The organism is Flavobacterium sp. ACAM 123 (assembly GCF_000264055.1).
Lineage (GTDB): Bacteria > Bacteroidota > Bacteroidia > Flavobacteriales > Flavobacteriaceae > Flavobacterium.
In genome coordinates this window covers 26,494-48,065 of record NZ_AJXL01000016.1, presented here as the reverse complement: position 1 = coordinate 48,065, position 21,572 = coordinate 26,494, and the positions used below count along the sequence as shown (strand labels likewise).

The following is a 21,572-nucleotide window of genomic DNA, read 5'->3' as shown; positions in this document are numbered from 1 at the left end:
ATAGAAAATGGTAAACCAACCGTTACGGACAGCAGTCCCGAAATTAAAATTGTCTGAAGAATGATGCACAATGTGTGCTGCCCATAAAAACCGAATCATATGATTTTGTCGATGAAACCAGTAATAAGAGAAATCATCCAAAAGCATACAAATCACCCAAATGTACCAAATATATCCAAAAGATTCCCAACCCATAATATTGGTGCGAACTCCATCTACAATTGGATTGAAAAGGTCGTAAGCAAAATTAAAAACCAATATTACGGCTACTGTTTTTACGAGTGCAGCAACCACAGCAGATCCTAGACCAAGTGATAAACTTGATAATAAATCTTTCCATTTATATAGTTGTTTGTTATCAAAAGCTTTGCTGTAGGTAAGCTCTATCGCGATAAAGCCTAAAAAACAGGGAACCCCATAAACTAAAGGGTTTGTAAAATCCATATAGTAATAGTTTTAAAAAAGAATTTGTGTAACAGTAATTACGTTAATTACTTTGAAAATTATGTTATTTGCAAGATACTTTATTTATCCTGATTTAAGCACCGTGCTATAACTTTTCCTCTTTGTAATATGTTAAAATTTATAATAAAGAAACTTCACAGTACTGATAATATTGGGCTATTTTATTGCGGCTCAGAATACAGCGTTGCATGATTTGTTAAAATCGGTAGCTTTGTTAGCTCAGCAAAAATTACAAACTGTAAGCTATGCTATATAAGATTCACCCATAAAAGACTCAATGGCAAAATGGGATTTTGAGTGTATTATCTTAGTAACGAAATACGTTGAGCAATCTTTGACAATTACTATAAAATTATATTTAAAGTAGGGAAGAGAATATCCAGACCTGAAATAATTATTAAACCAATTTTAATAAGCAAATGTGTAGTTGTAAGGAAAGCATGCCAATAGCTACCGCTTTAAGTGCTAGCTATAGTTCTATTATTGAAGAACTTTACCCCTATAAAGTTGAGGCAGTGATAAATTTTTCTACCATTGAAATAGCGAAGCTAAACAATGAATTTTAAAATAATAATTGCATAGTAATGATTAATTAGACCGGTTTAATTAGTTATCGAATAGGCAAGGAGCGTCAAAAATAAAGTTTTATAATAGTATACATTCGACTTTCAGGTAGTAATTCACTAACATGATGTACATTATTAGTCAAGTCTTCTATTGGTATTATAAATTATAATTAAATATATGAATATGAGGTAATTACTATTAAATATAATAGTGTGATTATTATTATTATAATCAATTAAATCAAAATTTAACTCAGTATTTGTAGGATTTATGGGATTATTTTTGTATCTTGAAAAAGACAAATTAAATATTACTAGTTTATCATACTTTTTATTAAAAAAACCAATCCTCTTTTTAATTCAAACTAAAACTTTATTTGCAGCCAAACCAGTGAGTAAAAGATGCTTTAAAAAAAGGAATAAATTCACTATTTTCATGTTAAAATTAAATTTATTAGAATACGATACCAAAGGGTATTATGACGAAATGTTTGATGAAAATAATAACGTTAGACCTAACTACAAATTATTTTTAGAACGGCTCCAAAAAGTGAGTCATAAAAAACTAAATAGCCTTCAACATGCCACAGATAGAGCACAGCTATCATTGGGAATGACCTTTAATGTCTATGACGACAATCAAGGCGTGGAGCGAATTCTCCATTTAGATATTATCCCTAGGATCATCGATAATACGGAATGGACGTACTTAGAAAAAGGACTACAGCAACGAATTAAAGCACTAAATTTATTTATTCAGGATATTTATAATGACCAAAAAGTCATAAAAGATAAAATTATTCCAAAAGAACTAATTTTTTCTAGTGCTTCTTACCTGAAGCAATTAGAAGGATTCACACCCCCAAAAGATATTTGGTGTCACATTACAGGGTCTGACTTAATCAAAGGTGGAGATGGACAATACTGCGTTCTTGAAGATAATTTAAGGTGTCCTTCAGGTGTTTCTTACATGCTTGAAAATAGAGAAATTCTTAAAAGAACATTTCCTGAACTATTCAAAAAGCTAGGAGTAAAACCAGTTTACAATTACACACATATATTAAGAGATACATTAGAATCGCTTACAGAAGTAGAAAAGCCTACTATTGTTGTGTTAACTCCAGGTATTTTTAATTCAGCCTATTTTGAACATTCTTATTTAGCACAGCAAATGGGCGCAGAATTAGTAGAAGGCAGAGATTTGATTGTAAAAGATGATATTGTTTTTATGATTACTACCACTGGGCTTCAGCGCGTCGATGTTATTTACCGTCGTGTAGATGATGAATTTATTGACCCATTAGTCTTTAATAAACATTCTTTATTAGGAACTCCTGGATTATTTAAAGCTTATCTTAAAGGCAATGTTGTATTAGTTAATGCGCCAGGAACTGGTGTTGTAGATGATAAAGCAGTGTATGCTTATATACCAAGAATCATAAAATACTACTTAGGAGAAGATATGATTTTGCCTAATGTAAAAACCTATATTTGTAATGAAGAGAAAGATCGTAAATATGTTATTGAAAATATTCATAATTTAGTAGTTAAGCAAACCGATGCTTCCGGGGGTTATGGGATGCTTATTGGCCCAAAATCTACAAAAAAAGAGCAACAAGAATTCATTGCAAAAATAAAACACAATCCTAGAAATTACATTGCACAACCGATGATTAATCTTTCAAGGGTACCCACTTTGACAGAAGACACAATTGAGGGACGGCATGTTGACCTGAGACCCTATGCGCTATACGGGGATAGCATAAAAATTATTCCAGGAGCTCTAACCCGAGTGGCTTTGAAAAAAGGATCAATCGTTGTCAATTCTTCTCAAGGTGGAGGAAGTAAAGATACTTGGATATTAAACAATTAAAATAAAAATTATGCTTGGAAGAGTAGCAAACACAATATATTGGATGAATAGACATTTAGAACGTGCAGAGAATTATGCTCGTTTTATGGATGTAAACTTTAACCTCTCATTGGAATTACCTCCTAATGAAATACAGCAATGGAAACCACTTGTAATTATTACAGGAGATTGGGACTTATATCAGTCGCTTAATTCGAAGGTAGAAAAAAATAAAGTCATCTATTTTTTAGCTTTCGAAGAACACAATCCAAACTCAATTTACAATTGTATTTTAAATGCAAGAGAAAATGCACGTGCCGTAAGAACTGAAATCACAAAAGAAGTTTGGGAGCAAATTAATGCACTTTATTTTTTAGTAAAAGAAGGGCAAGAAAAGAAACAATATGACGATAAAAACATAAGAGACTTTTTTACAGAAATAAAAAATGGATGCCAATTGGTTTATGGTATGTATGATTCTACAATATCAAGAAACGAAGGTTGGAACTTTGGTAAACTAGGCCAAGCTTTAGAACGTGCTGATAAAACGTCTAGAGTGTTAGACGCTAAATACCATCATTTGCTTGAGTCGCCTAAGCAAGTAGGCTCCTCTTTAGATTTAATACAATGGGCAGCACTTTTAAAGTCGGTCAGTGCATACGATATGTATAGAAAGAAATACGGAAAGTTATCACCTTCGTGCATTGCAGAATTCTTGATACTAGATAGAGAATTCCCAAGGTCTATATTAGCTTGTCTAATAAGCGCTGAGCAATCTCTAATTACCTTGTCTGGTAGTTCAGTTGGTTTTACTAATGCCGCACAGAAACAATTAGGCGCTTTAAAGTCGCAACTGGAATATATTGAGATAGATGAAATAATAAGTAAAGGAATGCATGAATATCTGGACGAGATTCAGCGTAAATTAAATGATATATCTTCAGCTATCTACAACTCTTTCTTTGTTGTTCAAGATAATTATTCAGAAGTCAAATAGAACCAAACAATGAAATTCAATATTATTCATAATACAGTCTATGTATTTAATTCCGAAGTATTTCTAGAGCCACATTATTTGAGATTCCGTCCAAGGCAAACGCCCTATATGGATGTAGTCGATTTTTCAATAGCAATTCTATCAGAACCAGCAGGACATAAAGTAATACAAGATGAAGAAAATAATGTACTAGACTTTTGCTGGTTTGAAGGGATGACTACTAAGTTAACAATGACGGCCACAAGTACTCTAGAAACAAAAAACTATAATCCCTTTGATTTTCTCATATATCCAATACACTATAATCGGCTCCCATTACAATACGACGGGTTACAGAAAAAATTACTTTTCGCTGCATTAGAAGGACAACTTCTCTCACAATCGTTACTTGATTATGGAACATCAATTTTAAAAGCTTCTAATTTTAGTACGATTCCATTTTTAACAAACCTGACGAAACAATTACATGATGATTTTAATGTTGAATACAGAGAAGAAGGAGCACCACTAAATCCAGACGATACATTTACTCTTAAAAAAGGGTCTTGTCGTGATCTATCGTGGATGCAAATTAACTTATTAAGACAATTTGGGATTGCAGCTCGTTTCGTCAGTGGATACTATTATTTTGATATGGATATTCCCGCTTATGAATTGCATGCGTGGGTAGACGTTTTTTTACCTGGAATTGGCTGGTTAGGTTTAGATCCCAGTCATGGTATTTTTACGGGTAATACTCATTTTCCGCTTGCTTCAAGTGCGCACTACACAAACACAATGCCCGTTTCGGGCGGTATTCGAGGTAATGCAACCTCCAAATTATTAACCCAACTTTCAATAGAAAAACAGAAGTAAGTAGCAATTCCTTGCTTATTTATACAATACGATTAAATTTATGAAAATATTTCAATGTGGGCATTGTGCTCAATCCTTATTTTTTGAAAGCTATACTTGTGAAAATTGTGGCCATTTATCGGGTTTTAGAGATGAAGATCGTAAAATGCTTACTTTCGATCCGGGTGGTGCGACCTTGATTTCTGATCGGGAGCAAATCGAGTATCGGTATTGTAAAAACAAAGAATATAACGTCTGTAATTGGCTGGTGGAGAAAGACTCCCCAGAGGAATTTTGTCAAGCTTGCCAACTAAATCGAACGATACCCAATCTTTCTGACGAAGAAAACTTTGAAAAATGGCAAAATCTTGAAATTGCAAAGCATCGATTGATTTACCAACTTCAAAAGATCGGTTTGGATTTGCCAAGTAAGATGAGTAATAATAAAGAAGGGTTATGTTTTGACTTTGTTGTACAAAAAAATAATCCTAAACTCATGACGGGCCATGCAAATGGCGTAATAACTATCCTTTTAAGAGAGGCTGATTCTGCACTTAGAGAACAAATGCGAAAGCAATTTTTAGAGCCTTATCGTACATTGATTGGGCACCTTAGACATGAGGTAGGACACTATTTTTGGGATCGATTAATCTATAGCAACAAAAAGGCATTAAAAGAGTATCGATCCATTTTTGGAAATGAACGAGCGAACTATGGCGATTCTTTACAGAGCTACTACAAAAAAGGAGCTCCCGCGGATTGGCAAAAGTCATTTATTAGTAAATATGCGACATCACATCCCTGGGAAGACTGGGCCGAGACTTGGGCACATTATCTGCATATTATGGATATGTTAGAAACAGCCTATTTTTTTGGTTTGAATGTTAAGCCCATCGATACCACTAATACGATGAAGGCTAACGTTTCTTTCGATCCTTATACTGAAATAGATTTTGATGTGATCATTGAAACCTGTATTCCTTTGTCATTTGCTGTCAATAGCATTAACAGAGCGATGGGCGTTCCTGATGTTTATCCATTTATCGTTACAAAAGAGATGATTAAAAAAATGAAATTCATTCATCAATTACTATTGACAAAACGAGCATAGAAAGAGCTAAAATAAGGTCCTTTTGGAGATTTATTATTTTTTCAAAAATAAAGCAAGTAGTAAATCTTATAGCAAACGAATGTATGGCTAGTACAAATCGTTATTGTATAATGGCGATTTAATATGAAAATTGTAAAATATAATTGGAATATATGGAAGATACAATTGGTATTAATGAGAGCGGTAGAAAATATATATAAAATCAATTATCAAAGCAAGATGGTTGTATGCAACAAGTAGTGTTTGCTAATGACAATGTATAATATACTAAATTATAGCTCTTTAATAAACCAATAACTCTATTTTAAGCGTAATATTATCTGCACTATAATTTATATTATGTAAAATAGAAATTGTAATTAATTGTAGGCTCTCTTTGAATTACCTTATTAAAAAGGTATTTTATGATGCTCTACCAATACTACAAAAAATAATCCTCACTATTTAGTTAAAACTATGATTTAAGCTTCGATCTGCACGCATATAAAAAATTAATTTTATTATTTTTACTACCAAGACATTATCACGAAACTATGAACACAATTGTAGAACACATTGCTGATTTTTTAAAGGAATACGCGCCATTTGAACAATTAACTTTTCAAGAGTTATCTGAAATTGCTGCGAGTATTCGCGTAGTAAATTTGGAAAAAAATAAAACACTTTTCCAATTTAATGATGTTTTGCACGATAGCTTTTATGTTGTTGCCTCAGGAGTGATACACTTATCTGTTGTAGCGGATGCGGAAGAAACGATTTTAAATAAATGTCATGAAGGGGCTATTTTTGGTTTGCGTCCTTTTTTTGCTAAAAACAATTATCGGATGACGGCAAAAGCGCGCGAAGAAAGCATTGTTTATGCTATTCCTATCGCTATTTTTAGACCGTTTGTAGCAAATAATAATGCTGTTTTAAATTACTTACTGGAGAATTTTGCCACCAATAAACCCAGTTCAAAAGACAATGAAAACTCACGAGGAAGTCTCATTTCCGATACCGTATTTTATACAGACCAACAATCTGAAATGCAATATTTTCAAACGTTATCATACAATAATACGCCACTAATAACAACTGCCAACAGCATTGTCAGGGACATAGCGCAACTTATGGCTGAAATGCGAATTAATAGCGCTGTCGTTTGCGATGCTACTATTCCTATCGGAATTGTTACCGATACCGATATGAGTTCTAAAATTGCAACGGGCCGATTTCCAATCAGCGTTTCAGTAGACAAAATCATGTCGTCCCCGGTGGTAACAGTGCTCGAAAATGTTTCGCTCGCAGAAGCTCAATTACTGATGCTAAAAAACAATGTCACTCATTTATGCGTAACCGCAGATGGGACGAATAAATCAATTGTAAAAGGAGTTATTTCTCAACACGATTTGATTGTTGCACAAGCGAGTAATCCCGGTGTTTTGATTAAAGAAATTAAACGCGCTCAAACTTCGAAAGAACTAAAACAAATTAGGATCCGACTCACAGATCTTATCCAGACGTCCATTTACAAAAATATTCCCCTTACTCATATTTTCAACATAACAAGCGAAATCAATTTTGCCCTTTTAAAGCGTGCAATTGAACTCTCTATTTTGGAATTAGGCTCCCCTCCCGCTCGCTTTGCCTGGTTAAGTATTGGTAGCCAAGGAAGGAAAGAACAAATACTGCTTACAGATCAAGACAGCTTTTTAGTTTTTGAAGATGTAGCTACGGAAAAATACAGAGAGGTAAAAGATTATTTTCTTAAATTAGGTAAAAAAACTAGTTTGACACTTGAAAAAGTAGGCTATGAATTATGTCCTAACGGACATATGGCAAGTAATATGTTATGGTGTAAGTCATTGACAGATTGGATAAAACAGTATGATAGCTGGATGAACACTCCAGGTGAAAATAGTAATAATTTAAGTAGCATATTCTTTGATTATGAACTTGTTTTTGGCGAATCAAAAATTGAAGATGCAATAAGTAATGTAGTGTTCAAAAATGCAAATAATAATACTTTATTCTTTGACTTTTTAGGAAACGACGCTTTAAGAAAGAATTCTCCTTTAAGTTTTTTCAAAAAGTTTATTGTTGAAGAAACCGGTCCTAATAAAGATAAATTCGACATTAAGACGCGTGCTTTGATGCCACTTATTGATGGCGCCCGATTATTTACCCTAAGTCTTGGTATCAAGGGGATTAACAACACGTATACCCGTTTTAAACAATTGGCCATTAACGATCCAAAATATTCGGAAATATACCTTAATTGTGCTGAAGCTTTCTTAACTTTATCAAAACTAAGAACAGTGGAAGGCCTTAAAAATGAGAGTTCTGGTCAATTTATAAATTTGGAGGAGTTGTCAAAAATTGATAAAGAAAAGCTAAAAAATGCGCTGGCCCCAATGAGAGAATTGGAAGAATTAATTAAAAATAAGTTTCAACTGACTCAATTTTCATAATTATGTTAGAATGGATTAAAAATATCAATAAAGAACTTCCTGAATTCTGGAAAACATACCTTTCTAAATTCGATAAAAAATCGAACCGTTATGTTGTAATTTCTACTGATACTACAGGGCTAAACTCACATAAGGACGTTATATTGTCTATCGGTGCGTTTGCCGTTGTGGATGACAGTATATTTGTCGGCGACAGCTTTGAAACCATTTTATTGCAATACAAATTCCTGCATGACAATAAACTTTCCAACGAATTTATTATTGAAAGTAAGATGAATAAATTAACGGAAATGGATGCCATAAAGTCCTTAATCGAATTTATTGGAAATTCCGTTTTAGTAGGACATCACGTCGATTTTGATGTTGAAATGATCAATGCGGCTTTAGAAAAATTAGAGTGTGGCCGATTGAAAAATGAAGCCTTGGATATTGACATGATGCATAGGAAATTAAACGATATTAATGATAAGCAGTTTTCCCTGAACCAACTATCCGAAATTTATAAAATCCCAAACAGCGAGAGAAATTCGTCAACTGAAGACGCGTACAAAACGGCTTTATTATTTCTAAAATTAAAGTCTAGATTAGGTATTAAGTAAGCTATTATATACCGAAGTGGCTAATTTAGATTAGTCCACTGGTTACAATACACAACACGATCCTTGACACAGATTACACAAATCAGCACCGATTAATTACTAGTACTTTTATTAATCTCAAACCAGGTAAATATTTAGAAGTTTGACCCACTAATCTAGTAACGAATCCTTGTTTTTGTGATTGATAAGGAGTTTGCTTTATTTTTGTAATGTTACCAAAGACTTATAGCGCCCATGGTGGCTCAACGAAACAGGTTGTATTTTATCACTTTTATCCTCAATTAGAAATGGAATTCCCTCCTTTTTTATTATTTTTGTTTCAGGTCCCAGCACCTTAACTAGTTCAAAATCAATTTTGTAGGCAACTGCCACGGTATGTAATTTATCCTTTATTATTTCAGTTTTTGTATAAAATTTGTAGCCGTTACAGATTACGGAACCTTTATGCATGTCTTCGTAAATACATTCTAATTTTAGAGGAAAGTATCCACGTATTCCCGTTACCCTATTGTAGATTTTGTAGGCTGCTTCCTTTCTGCTCCAAAGGTTCCATACCATGATATCTGGATTTTCAACATTTGAAATCAGTAGTTGTTCCTGTAGCGTAAATATTTTATCTAAATAGCCCGGTCGTCTCCAATTGCTTTCCGTTCGGGCTAAAGCCAGATCTACAATGTCGTTCCCAATCACTTTTCAGATAACTTAGATTCTATTATTTCTAATGTTGATTTGACATCAACCATTTTTTCCATGGATTCATTATCGATATGGATTTTAAAATAGTCTTCAACATCTAAAATTATATCCACCAGATTAGCCGAATTGATATCCAAATCTGCTATAAAATCCGTTTTTTCTGTGAAATTTTCAAAACCTTTCTCATTATTGATATAGGGCTTTATGATATCTCTTAATTGTGCTAAAGTTTCTTCTTTGTTCATGTCTAATTTTTTAAACGGTATATTTCTTTAAAATTACGCAGCCGTTAACGTCGCCAAAACCAAAACTGGCTTTTGCTATTATATTTAATTCTGTTTCGATTAATTCTTGTGGAATTCTTGAGGTGTCGATTCTTTTTGCGATTTCAGGATTCATATCTTCACAATTAATATTGGGGAAAATAAACCCTTGGTGCAATTGCAATACAGCTGCGACACTTTCTATGCTTCCGGCTGCTGACAAACAATGACCAATCATTGATTTCAGTGAGTTAATATACGGGAAGTCGATGCCACTTCTACCTAAAGCTACACTCCAATTCTCTATTTCTAAACTGTCTTTTGACGTGGCAGTTAGATGTCCATTAATGGTGTCAATGTCATCCGCGTGAATTCTGGCATTGGCAATCGCATCTTTTATACACTTCTGAACCGCAATGGGATTTGGCGCTGTCATTGTTCCCAGACCACGTTGTCCACCCGAATTTACATTCCCGCCTAAGACTTCTGCATAAATACGTACTCCACGCGAAAGTGCCGTTTCTAGCTCTTCTAATACGAAGGCTCCCGCTCCACTTCCAGGTACAAATCCAGATGCACTCGCACTCATGGGTCTGCAGCCCTGCTTCGGAGTTTCATTGTGCTTAAAAGTACAAACGCGTAATGCATCAAAACCTCCCCAAATATAAGGTCCGCTATCACTAGTGCTTCCAGCTAGCATTCGATTAGCCAGTCCTGACTTGATGCGTTCATAAGCCATTAATATACTTTCGGCCCCTGTTGTACAGGCAGAAGAATTAGTATTCACCTGGTTTCCTAAGCCTAATTTACCACCTAAGTAAGCACTAATGCCACTACTCATTGTCTGCGCTACTGCTGTGCTACCTAATCTCCGGGTTTGCAGATCATCAATTTTATAGATGCTTTCACGAAATTTATCTATGCCCGAGGTTCCTGTTCCAAAAATAGTTCCACTATTCCAATCTGGCTCCTCACCATTCACAATGGGTAATTCAGCATCCTTCCATGCATCCATTCCCGCGATTACACCATATAAAATACCGGAGGAGTTAAAGTTACGTAGTTCTAATTCTGTGAAATATTGCAACGACAATTCTTCAGAAATTTCTGGTTTTCCAGAGATTTGACATGAAAATTGCAGACGTTCCAAGTCTGGGTCTTTCCTGATACCAGAAATTCCATTTTTAATCGAATGAGTAAAAGCGTCAAGCCCTACTCCATTTGGAGCTACTACGCCAAGTCCCGTTATCACCACTCTCCTACTCATTGAACTATTTTTTAAATCATTAAAATTGCATCAAAACTTCTAGTAACATTTTTGGCTTAACTCTTATTTTTTAATTCAAATTTCGACAAAGATACAAGCCTTCGAAGAGACGATTGAAGAATTAAAAGAAATATTATACTATCATCCCGGCAATTTCACCGGTACAAACGACAATGCCAACCTCATTTTTCATGCTCACTTTGCATTTTAATTTGCCAAATCTGAAGTATATTTTTTCAGAAAAAACCGTAACTTTCTCCTTAGGGAATACCGGTTTAATAAATTCTACATTTGTTGATGTTAAAGCTATTGAAGTTTCTTTGTTAAAGTTATCATCTAATATAAATACACCAAGACAAACCAATCCAATCTGAGCCATTGTCTCCGTTAAAATCACGCCGGGTGTCACGGGATGGTCTTTAAAATGCCCTTTATAAAAATCTAAGTTCTCATCAAATGTAAAGTGGCCTTCTACTGCGTTTTCATTGATTTGTGTGATTTCGTCAACAAATAAAAACGGCTTCGAATACGGTAATTTTGATATGATTTCTTGACTTTTCATTAATTTTCTATCTTTTTTGACTAAAACTGTAATAGTACTCTCTGTGCTGAAAATCCTGGGCCAAAACTCAACATTAATCCCTTATCGCCTTTAGGAGGTCTATTGTCCATGAATCGCTCTAAAACATACAATACGGTCGCACTCGACATATTGCCGTACAAACGTAAAACTTCTTTTGTATCATCTATATTTTTTCCTATATCTGAAAATAATTCTTCGACCGTTTGGACTATTTTTTTTCCGCCGGGATGAAATATGAGATGATCCATGTCATCAATTTTTAGATTATTTTTTTCTAAAAAAGGATAAATAATGGCTGGAAAATGGGACGCGATTGTATTGGGCACTTCTATGTCCAAAATCATCTGTAAACCATCATTGGTTAGCTTAAAACCCATCATGTGTTCATTTTCATAAAAATGATACATTTCTTCCGCCAGAATTTCAGGACCATCATCGTCTTCGTGAGACGAAAGTAAGACACAGGCAGCTCCATCACCAAAGATGGCAGCGCTAACAATATTAGACATAGAAAAATCATTCAGCTGAAATGTTGCAGTCGGACTTTCCACCGCGATTACTGCTGCACGCTTTCCAGGATTGGACTTTAGGAAGTTTTTAGCATAGATGATACCGGAAATTCCGGCAGCACATCCCATTTCAGTTACAGGGAGACGGACGATATCTTGACGTAATTTTAACTTATTTATTAAGTAAGCGTCTAATGAAGGAATCATTATTCCAGTACAACTCACGGTAATAATATAGTCTAGATCTTCTGGTTTCCATCCTGATTTTTTTAGTGCTTTGTCGAGTACTTTTTCGCCTAAATCAATAACTTCGCGACAGTAAATATCATTTCGTTCTTCAAATGATGTTTTTGTAAAAACTTCAATCGGATCCATTATAGAGTAGCGTTTATCGACTGCCGCCCCCTCAAATATTTTTTTTACTTTTCTGATGAAACGTTCGTCTTGACCCGTAAGCCACGCGTCCAGAAACGGAATAATTTCTTCGGTGGTTCTGCAATATTTCGGTAGTTGTTTTGTAACTGTATTTATTTTTACACTCATATCTTTGAAATTACCCATTGGTAGCGGAAAGCCCATTTCCATTGGATTTTATACTTTTTAAAATTTAATTTTTCTGAAAAACGAAGCAATTCCTCTTTTTTAAATCCTCTTAATATTGAAACTAAACCATCCTCTCTTGACATATTATTCAGTTGAAAAGCAAAACACAAGGATTGAAATAAACGATAAGCAACGGCACTTCGATGCAAATCATTGATAACAACTCCAATTCTGGAATTTGCATAAAACGAAGTCATTATTTTAATAATTTCCTCCTCTTTAAAATGATGTAGTGTCAGCGTGCACAGCACGATATCATATTTTAATTCTTCAAAAGGTTTGTCAAATATATCTTCACAACGGTAGCTTATATTTGGATATTTCTTTGATAGATTAGTGGCATGATTGACTGTAAAATTATTCGCATCAACCCCAATAAGATTGAATATTAAATTATGCTGCAAACCATAATCAGCAAGAGTTCTCAACATATCTCCGTTACCGCAACCCACATCAACAATCGTGATTTTAGTTGTTTTGGGTTTGTTGACAATTAATTCCTTCACACCAAGTAAAGTTAACTTGTTTCCACCCAATAGCTGATTTATTTTAGCGATTTTATCTAAGGCATCTCTTAATTCATCCCCTTCGAGCTGAAAGTCATCCATTATTTCGGATTCGTTGGTTCTATGGGTAGTATTTATAGCCATCTATATAGGTTTACCATGCGTTTTTTTTATTATTAAAGGTAATATAAAAGGAAAAAGAATTAAAATTTTCAAGACAACTTGTGCTGTTTTCTCCTGTTGCAATAGTTTTCCTAAAAGACGACCTACTTGCAATCTTTTTTTAAAATTTTTGTTCCAATCGTTTAAATAATTCTTTTCTAAAGTGGTTCTATCTGTTCTCTTTTCTAGAAAATGTATTGTGTTTTCTGCAGCCAATTTTGCACTATGAATGGCCATGGCCATTCCGTTACCGCACAAAGGATGAATTAATCCAGCAGTATCACCGATCATAATTATATGATTTTCTATACATTTTTTTTCTTCGAAAGAAACTTGACTAATCGTCAAAGGCTTTTCAAATTGAATTACAGCATTTTTAAAAATTTCTTTTAAATGTGGATTTTCACAAACCACATTTTTTTGATAATCCTCGATAGACTTGTATTGTTTAAATGTTTCGTAATTTGCTAAATAACATATGTTTACAAAATTGGTTTCTATTTTAGAAACACCACAATATCCTCCTTTAAAATGATGTAAACCAACACAATCTTCTGGGAAATCTATTTGGTAATGCGCCTTAACACCGAGCCAATGCGATTGCTTCTGAATAAAGTTGCGTTTTAATTTAATATCTAAATTCGATCTTTTACCAAAAGCTCCAAGTACAATTGAAGCATAATACGTATTCAAATTTGTCGCAATTGTGAATTTTCCATCTGAAAATTCCACATCTGAAACAGTCTCTTGAACAATTGTACAACCTCTGCTTTTTGCTTCATTATATAAATACTTGTCTAATTCATATCTACTTACTCCAAATCCGCCCAAAGGCAAAGGGGCGGTTATAGATTTTCCAGAAACTAATGAAAAGGAAAGTTTATCAATGTGCTTAGGGTGTAGCGAATTAATGTCAAGACCAAGTGACTTTAAATAAGGTAAAACTTCATTTGAAATATATTCACCACAAACCTTGTGTTTAGGAAATTCGTTTTTTTCGATTACTAAAACATTGTAATTATTATTTTTAAGATGTACAGCGGCAACAAGTCCTGCCAAACCGCCACCAACAACAACTATAGAATTTTGTATCATATGTTGTAAATTTAATAATTTAGTTCTACAAATTTTTTTTAAATGCTATAAAATTTCACAAAATTTTTGTAATAAAAATATTAAAGTGCTAGATTTGTTTTATCTATGGATGCAATCAATTTTAAGACATCATTATTATTTATACCTATTATTCTAATAGTCTATTTTATTTTTGTGCTGGGATTTTTTTTGATCCCGCTCTTGTTATTTATATAAAACCTTTTATTATTCCAACTTTTATAATTTATGTGGTGAATAATAATTACAAAAAACTTACTCTAAATTATCTTCTCTATGTTATTTTCTTTTATATCAATGAGTTTTTAATTTTGTTTTGGGAAGATTCAGTACAATTGTCAAGAATTGCACTAGTAGCATCTTTTTTTTGTTATTTAGCATTAGTGATTTTAGGATATAACTCAATGAAAGCAAAAAAAATTTACACTGTACCAAAAGGTTTTTCACTTTTTATATTGGCAATTAATTGCGTGTTTTTAATAGCAATATTATATATTATAATGTCTGTTATTAGTGATAGTTATCTTAATATTATTTTAATTTTTAATGCAATAGTTGCTGTATTTCTTGGTATTACAGCCGTTTTATATTTCGGAAAATTTGGTGATAAAAAAGCATATTATTACTTTTTTGGTGCTTTTGCTTTAATTTTCAACGATGTTTTTGGAGCTATTGGTACTTATTTTATTCAAGATGTAGTTTTGAATACCTTCGATAGAGTTTTGCATCTTACTTCTTTTTATCTCATTTATCTGTTCCTTGTAAATGATAGAAAAAAGGTTGAAAATCTTTCGATAGATTCTCAACCTTAAATTTATTAAACTTTATCATCTTTTATCTCGTCCACAATTTCAGGATTCAGTAAAGTAGAGGTATCTCCAAAATTAGAAAAATCACCTTCTGCAATTTTTCTGAGGATTCTACGCATAATTTTACCGGAACGTGTTTTTGGTAAACCAGAAACAAATTGTATTTTATCCAGTTTAGCTATCGGCCCTACGTGATCTGAAATGTATTGATTAATTTCTTTAAAAAGATTTTCTTTATTCCTGATTGCGCCACTTTCTTTTAATATGACATAACCATAGAGTGCATTCCCTTTTATATCATGAGGAAAACCAACAATAGCGCTTTCTGCAACTGCAGGATGTTCATTTATGGCATCCTCAATTGGAGCGGTACCTAGATTGTGTCCTGATACAATAACTACATCGTCAACGCGCCCCGTTATTCTATAATACCCCACTTCATCCCGTAAAGCACCGTCTCCAGTGAAATAAGTTCCTGGAAATGCCGAAAAATAAGTATCCTTATACCGTTGATGATCACCCCAAATTGTTCTTGCAATCCCAGGCCAAGGGAATTTAATACACAAACTTCCCACGACTTGATTTCCTTCTATTTCATTGCGGTTTTCGTCCATTAATACCGGCTGAATTCCCGGTAACGGTAAAGTCGCATAAGTAGGCTTGGTCGGAGTTACGAATGCAATTGGCGAAATCATAATTCCTCCGGTTTCAGTTTGCCACCACGTGTCAACCACGGGACATTTTTTTTGTCCCACATGGTCATTATACCAGTGCCATGCTTCTTCGTTAATAGGTTCACCTACGGAACCGATTACTTTTAAGGTTTTTAAATGATGTTTTTGAACATATTCCACATTCTCTTTGGCTAAAGCGCGAATGGCTGTTGGTGCAGTATAGAATTGCGTCACTTTATGCTTTTCAATAATTTCCCAAAAACGACTGAAGTCCGGATAAGATGGAACTCCCTCAAAAATTACTGTTGTCGCTCCATTCAATAAGGGGCCATACAAAATATAAGAATGACCTGTTATCCATCCAATATCAGCCGTGCACCAAAAGATGTCGTTTTCTTCATAATTGAATACGTTTTTAAAAGTATAAGCCGTATAAACCATATAGCCGGCGGTTGTATGAACCATTCCCTTCGGTTTTCCTGTCGAACCGGAGGTGTAGAGAATAAATAGAGGATCTTCAGAATCCATTATTTCGGCAACACTATTGTCTGATGCTTCATCTAATAAGGGTTGTAACCAAATGTCTCTACCTTCTATCATCGTTATCGCTGTATTGGTTCTTTTAACAACTAATACCTTTTCTATCGATGGGCATTTTTCTAACGCTTCATCTATTATTTCCTTTAGCGCTATTGTTTTATTGCCACGATAACCACCATCTGATGTAATGACCATTTTACATTCACTGTCTATTATTCTGGAAGCTACTGCAGAGGCGGAGAACCCAGCAAAAACAACAGAATGTATGGCTCCTATTCTGGCGCAAGCTAAAATGGAAACAGCTAATTCCGGGATCATCGGTAAATAAATACAAACTCGATCTCCTTTGGTAATACCTTTTTCCTTTAAAACATTCGCCATTTTGCAAACTCGTTGATGCAGTTCGTTATAAGAGATATGCAACGCTTCCTCAGAGGGGTTATTAGGTTCAAAAATAATCGCCGTTTTATCTCCTCTTTTGTTAAGATGTCTGTCGATACAGTTTTTTGCTATGTTCACTTTTGCTTCAGTAAACCATTTTATCTCTCCTTCAGCCATATCAAATTCCACAACTTTATCCCATTGTTGATACCACGTAAAATTCTCTTCTGCTATTTTACCCCAAAATTTCCGGGGTTCACGAACAGATTTGTTGTAATGTTTGAAGTATTGTTCGAAGTTTTGAATCTTATAGTAGCTCATCCTTATTTATTTTTTATAAAAGTATTAAAATTCATTTGATTCCAAAAACAAATAAATTTATTAATTGCATCGATAAATTAAATACTTCATAATAATGCATTGCATAAATAGTCATTCGGTAATAACAAAGTATTTTTGAACAAAATAATGAAAAATAAAAAAAGGCGAAATAGATTTTCTACGTCACCCTATTTTAAATTAACAATAATCATATTTAATATTTAGCCTTGAATACGTCTTGATTAACTAAAAGCCAAAGTACATGATATAAAAAATATTCAATAGCCTTCTTTTAGAATACGCCTTTCAATATTAAACCATCTTTGCAATCTATTAAAAGTTATAAGACATGTAAGGAACTACTTCACTTAACTTTTAGCTTTATAAAAGCTAAGTGAATGTAATGCGCTTCCATATCCATTATCACTGTTTTACTATCTTAGGTACTAATCCAAAACCGCAGAAAAACAAATGATATAGAGCAAATTCCGGCACACCCTCGTATGAAGCAATTCCCATATTTTTAATTATCCAATTTTTTTCATCGCAGTCATGGAGGCTCTCAACCACGTTCCTGTTTCTTCAATAGGGTGTTGACGGATACTTTTATTAACAGCAATAAGTACCGTATTTTCTGTACTATTTGAAGTAGAAAATGATTTTCCGATAACATTCGTTTCAATAGTTTTCATAAAATCAGTCAATAGCGGTTTACACGCATGATCAAATAAATAACAGCCATATTCTGCTGTATCAGAAATGATTCTATTCATTTCATATAATTTTTTTCTAGCTACTGTATTGGCAATTAAAGGCAATTCATGAAGAGACTCATAATAAGCTGATTCTTCAATAATACCGGTTTGTGTCATTGTCTCAAAAGCTAGTTCTACTCCTGCTTTTACCATGGCAATCATTAAAACCCCATTATCAAAGTATTCCTGTTCAGAAATACTGTCTGTAGTAGCAACCGTTTTCTCAAAGTTAGTTTCAGCAGTTGCCGCTCTCCAAGTCAATAAATTAACGTCATCATTATTCCAGTCAATCATCATGTTTTTTGAAAACTCGCCTGAAATGATATCATCCATATGTTTTTGAAATAATGGACGCATGATTTCTTTTAATTCATCCGCTAGTCGATAGGCTTCAATTTTAGAAGGATTATTCAAACGATCCATCATATTGGTAATTCCACCGTGCTTCAAGGCTTCAGTTACTGTTTCCCAACCGTATTGAATCAACTTTGAAGCATAACCAGGCTCAATTCCTTTTTCGACCATTTTATCGAAACATAAAATAGACCCTGTTTGTAACATTCCACAAAGAATAGTTTGTTCTCCCATCAAATCTGATTTTACTTCGGCAACAAAAGAAGAGTTCAATACTCCCGCTTTATGCCCTCCTGTAGCTACAGCATAGGCTTTAACCTGTTCAAAACCTTCTCCGTTTGGATCATTTTCAGGATGTACTGCGATTAAAGTCGGTACTCCAAATCCTCTTTTATATTCTTCACGCACTTCAGATCCCGGACATTTTGGAGCACACATAATAACAGTAATGTCTTTACGAATTTGCATTCCTTCTTCTACAATATTAAAACCATGTGAATAAGATAATGTAGATCCTTTCTTCATCAAGGGCATGATAGCAGTAACAACCGCGGTATGCTGTTTGTCTGGCGTCAGGTTACAAACCAAGTCAGCCGTTGGAATTAAGTCTTCATAAGTTCCAACGGTAAAACCATTATCAGCAGCGTTCATAAAAGAAGCTCTTTTTTGAGATATTGCTTCGGCTCTAAGTGCGTAAGAAATAGCTAAACCTGAATCTCTCATGTTCAATCCTTGATTCAAACCCTGGGCTCCACAACCTACAATAACTACTTTTTTTCCTTTTAAAGCTTTGATACCATCCGCAAATTCTGATTGGTCCATGAATTCGCAAACGCCTAATTGTTCTAATTGTAATCTAAGTGGTAATGAATTGAAATAATTTGCCATTGTGTAATTTTTATTTATTTTTTAATTCTTCTAATAATAATGATATTTGCATCTTTTCTTTTGAAACTGAGATTCTTCCTGAACGCACAAACTGCATGATTCCGAAAGGTTTTAACTTGTTATATAAGTCATTGATTTCTGAACGTTTTCCCGACTTTGAAATCACAAAAAAGTCCCTGGATACCGTAACTATTTCCGAGTTACTTTCTTTTATTATATTTTGAATTTGCTTTTCATCGAATAATAAGGCTGAGTCTATTTTGAATATTGCGTTTTCTAAAAAGATAGTTTCTTCATCAGTATGATAAAAAGTCTTAATAACTTCGATCTGTTTTTCGATTTGACCTACAATATTTTGAACCCATTTTTCTGTAGTGTGAACCACAATAATGAATTTAGAAACATTTTCAATCTCTGATTCTGAAACATTTAAACTAATTATATTAATGTGTCTTTTTAAGAATATACCTGATATTCTATTCAATAGACCAAGGTTGTTTTCTGAATAAACAGAAATAGTGAATGTTTTATTTTCCATAATATTAACTTAATCTGATTTCAGAAACAGAAGCCCCTGTAGGAATCATTGGGAATACATTATTTTCTTTCTCTACCATAACTTCGAGTAGATAAGAATCTTTTGAGGCCATCATTTCAGCGACAGCAGTGTCTAAATCTTCCCGTTTAATCACTTTTTTTGCTTTGATATAGTAACCCTCTGCGATGGCGACAAAATTAGGATTAGTCATCTCAGTAGATGCATATCGCTTATCAAAAAATAACTGCTGCCACTGACGCACCATTCCTAAAAACTCATTATTGAGGATAACAATTTTAACAGGTACTTTTGTTTGAAAAATAGTTCCTAGTTCCTGAATTGTCATTTGGAATCCACCATCTCCAATAACTGCAACCACTTCCCTGTTTGGCATACCCATCTTAGCACCAATAGCCGCCGGCAATGCAAATCCCATTGTTCCCAATCCTCCAGAAGTAACATTACTTTTAGTAGAATTGAATTTGGCATACCTGCAGGTAAACATTTGGTGCTGTCCCACATCAGAAACCATGATCGCATCTCCTTTAGAGTGCTTATTGATCATTTCAATGGTTTCACCCATAGAAATTCCTTCTTTCTTAGGTTTCAATTCCTCGTTAATTACGGCCTCTAATTCAATTTCATACAATTCTTTGAACTTGTTATGCCAAGATTCATGTGTCTTATCTTTAATAAAGGGAAGTAAAGCGGTTAATGATTCTTTTACATCAGCTAAAACAGCTACTTCTGTTTTTACATTTTTATCCACTTCAGACGGATCAATTTCAAAATGAATTACTTTAGCCTGCTTTGCATATCCATCTAAATTTCCCGTAACGCGATCATCAAAACGCATTCCAATTGCAATTAAAACATCGCATTCATTGGTCAATACGTTGGGTCCGTAGTTTCCGTGCATTCCTAACATACCTACATTCAAAGGATGCTCTGTTGGTAATGCGGAAAGCCCTAAAATAGTCCAAGCAGCTGGTATACCTGATTTTTCGACAAACGATTTAAATTCTTCTTCGGCTTGCCCTAAAATAACACCTTGACCAAAAAGAATAAAGGGTTTTTTAGCATTATTGATTAATTCTGCAGCCGCCTTTACTTTTTCAATATTTAAAGCTGGTTTTGGATTATAACTTCTAATGCTTGTACATTTTTTATAGCTGTATTCAAATTTATCAAATTGTGCATTTTTAGTAATATCCACTAAAACTGGTCCTGGACGTCCTGATCGAGCAATGTAAAAAGCTTTAGCCATGATTTCAGGTATCTCAGAAGCTTCCGTAATTTGATAATTCCATTTGGTAACCGGAGTGGAAATCCCAATGATATCCGTTTCCTGAAAAGCATCAGATCCTAATAAATGTTTACCAACTTGCCCGGTGATACAAACCATTGGTGTAGAGTCAATTTGTGCATCAGCAATTCCTGTAACCAAGTTTGTGGCTCCGGGACCTGAAGTTGCTATAGCTACACCTACCTTTCCAGTAGCTCTCGCATATCCTTGTGCTGCATGTGTTGCTCCTTGCTCATGGCGTACCAAAACGTGCTGCATTTGATCTTTAAATTTATATAACTCGTCATAAACTGGCATTATAGCTCCACCAGGGTAGCCATAAATTAAATCCACGCCTTCTTCCAACAAGCATCTAATAACAGCTTCTGCACCAGATATTTTATTTGTTTCCATTTTGTCTTTTATTTTTAGCAATTCTTTTTCAAAAAAG

Annotated in this window: 19 protein-coding genes; 7 read left to right on the top strand and 12 right to left on the bottom strand. The window is 34.0% G+C overall.

Annotated elements, in window-relative coordinates; all coding sequences use genetic code 11:
* A partial coding sequence (locus A3SG_RS0104570; protein WP_016988842.1) for a sterol desaturase family protein occupies positions 1–444 on the bottom strand: 444 nt, incomplete at its 3' end.
* A 1,023-nt stretch (positions 445–1,467) separates the two neighbouring features.
* On the opposite strand from A3SG_RS0104570, the gene A3SG_RS0104560 reads away from it, so the two are divergent.
* The 6 genes from A3SG_RS0104560 to A3SG_RS0104535 all read left to right on the top strand — a co-directional run bounded on the left by A3SG_RS0104560 (position 1,468) and on the right by A3SG_RS0104535 (position 8,874).
* The gene (locus A3SG_RS0104560) at positions 1,468–2,904 is read left to right on the top strand and encodes a circularly permuted type 2 ATP-grasp protein (protein ID WP_029596609.1); all 1,437 of its coding nucleotides are present in this window, start codon (positions 1,468–1,470) and stop codon (positions 2,902–2,904) included.
* A 10-nt stretch (positions 2,905–2,914) separates the two neighbouring features.
* Positions 2,915–3,880: an alpha-E domain-containing protein gene (locus A3SG_RS0104555; protein ID WP_016988839.1), complete on the top strand. Its 966-nt coding sequence runs from the start codon at positions 2,915–2,917 to the stop codon at positions 3,878–3,880.
* A gap of 9 nt (positions 3,881–3,889) precedes the next feature.
* Positions 3,890–4,735: a transglutaminase domain-containing protein gene (locus A3SG_RS0104550; protein WP_029596608.1), complete on the top strand. Its 846-nt coding sequence runs from the start codon at positions 3,890–3,892 to the stop codon at positions 4,733–4,735.
* Positions 4,736–4,775: 40 nt separating this feature from the next.
* Positions 4,776–5,825, top strand: coding sequence for a putative zinc-binding metallopeptidase (locus tag A3SG_RS0104545; RefSeq protein WP_016988836.1), 1,050 nt, complete (start codon positions 4,776–4,778; stop codon positions 5,823–5,825).
* A 533-nt stretch (positions 5,826–6,358) separates the two neighbouring features.
* Positions 6,359–8,275 (top strand): DUF294 nucleotidyltransferase-like domain-containing protein, encoded by a 1,917-nt coding sequence (locus tag A3SG_RS0104540; RefSeq protein WP_016988835.1) that lies wholly within the window; start codon positions 6,359–6,361, stop codon positions 8,273–8,275.
* 2 nt (positions 8,276–8,277) lie between these two features.
* On the top strand, positions 8,278–8,874 hold the full coding sequence (locus tag A3SG_RS0104535; RefSeq protein WP_016988834.1) for a PolC-type DNA polymerase III: 597 nt from the start codon (positions 8,278–8,280) through the stop codon (positions 8,872–8,874).
* A gap of 198 nt (positions 8,875–9,072) precedes the next feature.
* Here A3SG_RS0104535 and A3SG_RS0104530 read toward each other — a convergent pair whose 3' ends face one another.
* The 7 genes from A3SG_RS0104530 to A3SG_RS0104500 all read right to left on the bottom strand — a co-directional run bounded on the left by A3SG_RS0104530 (position 9,073) and on the right by A3SG_RS0104500 (position 14,558).
* On the bottom strand, positions 9,073–9,564 hold the full coding sequence (locus A3SG_RS0104530; RefSeq protein WP_016988833.1) for a 4'-phosphopantetheinyl transferase superfamily protein: 492 nt from the start codon (positions 9,562–9,564) through the stop codon (positions 9,073–9,075).
* On the bottom strand, positions 9,561–9,815 hold the full coding sequence (locus A3SG_RS0104525) for an acyl carrier protein (RefSeq protein WP_016988832.1): 255 nt from the start codon (positions 9,813–9,815) through the stop codon (positions 9,561–9,563). The genes A3SG_RS0104530 and A3SG_RS0104525 overlap by 4 nt, the downstream gene beginning before the upstream one ends.
* A gap of 10 nt (positions 9,816–9,825) precedes the next feature.
* Positions 9,826–11,100 (bottom strand): beta-ketoacyl-[acyl-carrier-protein] synthase family protein, encoded by a 1,275-nt coding sequence (locus A3SG_RS0104520; RefSeq protein ID WP_016988831.1) that lies wholly within the window; start codon positions 11,098–11,100, stop codon positions 9,826–9,828.
* A gap of 133 nt (positions 11,101–11,233) precedes the next feature.
* On the bottom strand, positions 11,234–11,662 hold the full coding sequence (locus A3SG_RS0104515; protein ID WP_016988830.1) for a 3-hydroxyacyl-ACP dehydratase FabZ family protein: 429 nt from the start codon (positions 11,660–11,662) through the stop codon (positions 11,234–11,236).
* A 20-nt stretch (positions 11,663–11,682) separates the two neighbouring features.
* Complete coding sequence (locus A3SG_RS0104510; RefSeq protein ID WP_029596607.1) at positions 11,683–12,735, bottom strand: type III polyketide synthase; 1,053 nt, start codon at positions 12,733–12,735, stop codon at positions 11,683–11,685.
* A complete protein-coding gene (locus tag A3SG_RS0104505) occupies positions 12,732–13,445 on the bottom strand; it encodes a methyltransferase domain-containing protein (RefSeq protein WP_016988828.1) in 714 nt (237 codons plus the stop codon). Before A3SG_RS0104505 ends, A3SG_RS0104510 begins: the two co-directional genes overlap by 4 nt.
* On the bottom strand, positions 13,446–14,558 hold the full coding sequence (locus A3SG_RS0104500) for an NAD(P)/FAD-dependent oxidoreductase (RefSeq protein WP_016988827.1): 1,113 nt from the start codon (positions 14,556–14,558) through the stop codon (positions 13,446–13,448).
* Positions 14,559–14,809: 251 nt separating this feature from the next.
* Here A3SG_RS0104500 and A3SG_RS0104495 point away from each other — a divergent pair, with 251 nt between their 5' ends.
* Positions 14,810–15,388: a hypothetical protein gene (locus A3SG_RS0104495; protein ID WP_157485299.1), complete on the top strand. Its 579-nt coding sequence runs from the start codon at positions 14,810–14,812 to the stop codon at positions 15,386–15,388.
* Between the two features lie 5 nt (positions 15,389–15,393).
* On the opposite strand, the gene acs is transcribed toward A3SG_RS0104495, so the two are convergent.
* From acs to ilvB, 4 genes are all read right to left on the bottom strand, one after another.
* Positions 15,394–17,301, bottom strand: a complete 1,908-nt coding sequence (gene acs, locus A3SG_RS0104490) for an acetate--CoA ligase (protein WP_016988825.1) — start codon at positions 17,299–17,301, stop codon at positions 15,394–15,396.
* Between the two features lie 527 nt (positions 17,302–17,828).
* Complete coding sequence (gene ilvC, locus A3SG_RS0104485) at positions 17,829–19,298, bottom strand: ketol-acid reductoisomerase (protein WP_016988824.1); 1,470 nt, start codon at positions 19,296–19,298, stop codon at positions 17,829–17,831.
* A gap of 10 nt (positions 19,299–19,308) precedes the next feature.
* Positions 19,309–19,836, bottom strand: a complete 528-nt coding sequence (gene ilvN, locus A3SG_RS0104480; protein ID WP_016988823.1) for an acetolactate synthase small subunit — start codon at positions 19,834–19,836, stop codon at positions 19,309–19,311.
* Between the two features lie 4 nt (positions 19,837–19,840).
* On the bottom strand, positions 19,841–21,535 hold the full coding sequence (ilvB, locus tag A3SG_RS0104475) for a biosynthetic-type acetolactate synthase large subunit (RefSeq protein ID WP_016988822.1): 1,695 nt from the start codon (positions 21,533–21,535) through the stop codon (positions 19,841–19,843).
* Positions 21,536–21,572 lie beyond the last annotated feature (37 nt).

Coding starts and splice junctions, on each gene's coding strand:
- A3SG_RS0104560 (WP_029596609.1), top strand. CDS start 1,468: ATGTTAAAATTAAATTTATTAGAATACGATACCAAAGGGTATTATGAC.
- A3SG_RS0104555 (WP_016988839.1), top strand. CDS start 2,915: ATGCTTGGAAGAGTAGCAAACACAATATATTGGATGAATAGACATTTA.
- A3SG_RS0104550 (WP_029596608.1), top strand. CDS start 3,890: ATGAAATTCAATATTATTCATAATACAGTCTATGTATTTAATTCCGAA.
- A3SG_RS0104545 (WP_016988836.1), top strand. CDS start 4,776: ATGAAAATATTTCAATGTGGGCATTGTGCTCAATCCTTATTTTTTGAA.
- A3SG_RS0104540 (WP_016988835.1), top strand. CDS start 6,359: ATGAACACAATTGTAGAACACATTGCTGATTTTTTAAAGGAATACGCG.
- A3SG_RS0104535 (WP_016988834.1), top strand. CDS start 8,278: ATGTTAGAATGGATTAAAAATATCAATAAAGAACTTCCTGAATTCTGG.
- A3SG_RS0104525 (WP_016988832.1), bottom strand. CDS start 9,815: ATGAACAAAGAAGAAACTTTAGCACAATTAAGAGATATCATAAAGCCC.
- A3SG_RS0104520 (WP_016988831.1), bottom strand. CDS start 11,100: ATGAGTAGGAGAGTGGTGATAACGGGACTTGGCGTAGTAGCTCCAAAT.
- A3SG_RS0104515 (WP_016988830.1), bottom strand. CDS start 11,662: ATGAAAAGTCAAGAAATCATATCAAAATTACCGTATTCGAAGCCGTTT.
- A3SG_RS0104510 (WP_029596607.1), bottom strand. CDS start 12,735: ATGAGTGTAAAAATAAATACAGTTACAAAACAACTACCGAAATATTGC.
- A3SG_RS0104505 (WP_016988828.1), bottom strand. CDS start 13,445: ATGGCTATAAATACTACCCATAGAACCAACGAATCCGAAATAATGGAT.
- A3SG_RS0104500 (WP_016988827.1), bottom strand. CDS start 14,558: ATGATACAAAATTCTATAGTTGTTGTTGGTGGCGGTTTGGCAGGACTT.
- acs (WP_016988825.1), bottom strand. CDS start 17,301: ATGAGCTACTATAAGATTCAAAACTTCGAACAATACTTCAAACATTAC.
- ilvC (WP_016988824.1), bottom strand. CDS start 19,298: ATGGCAAATTATTTCAATTCATTACCACTTAGATTACAATTAGAACAA.
- ilvN (WP_016988823.1), bottom strand. CDS start 19,836: ATGGAAAATAAAACATTCACTATTTCTGTTTATTCAGAAAACAACCTT.
- ilvB (WP_016988822.1), bottom strand. CDS start 21,535: ATGGAAACAAATAAAATATCTGGTGCAGAAGCTGTTATTAGATGCTTG.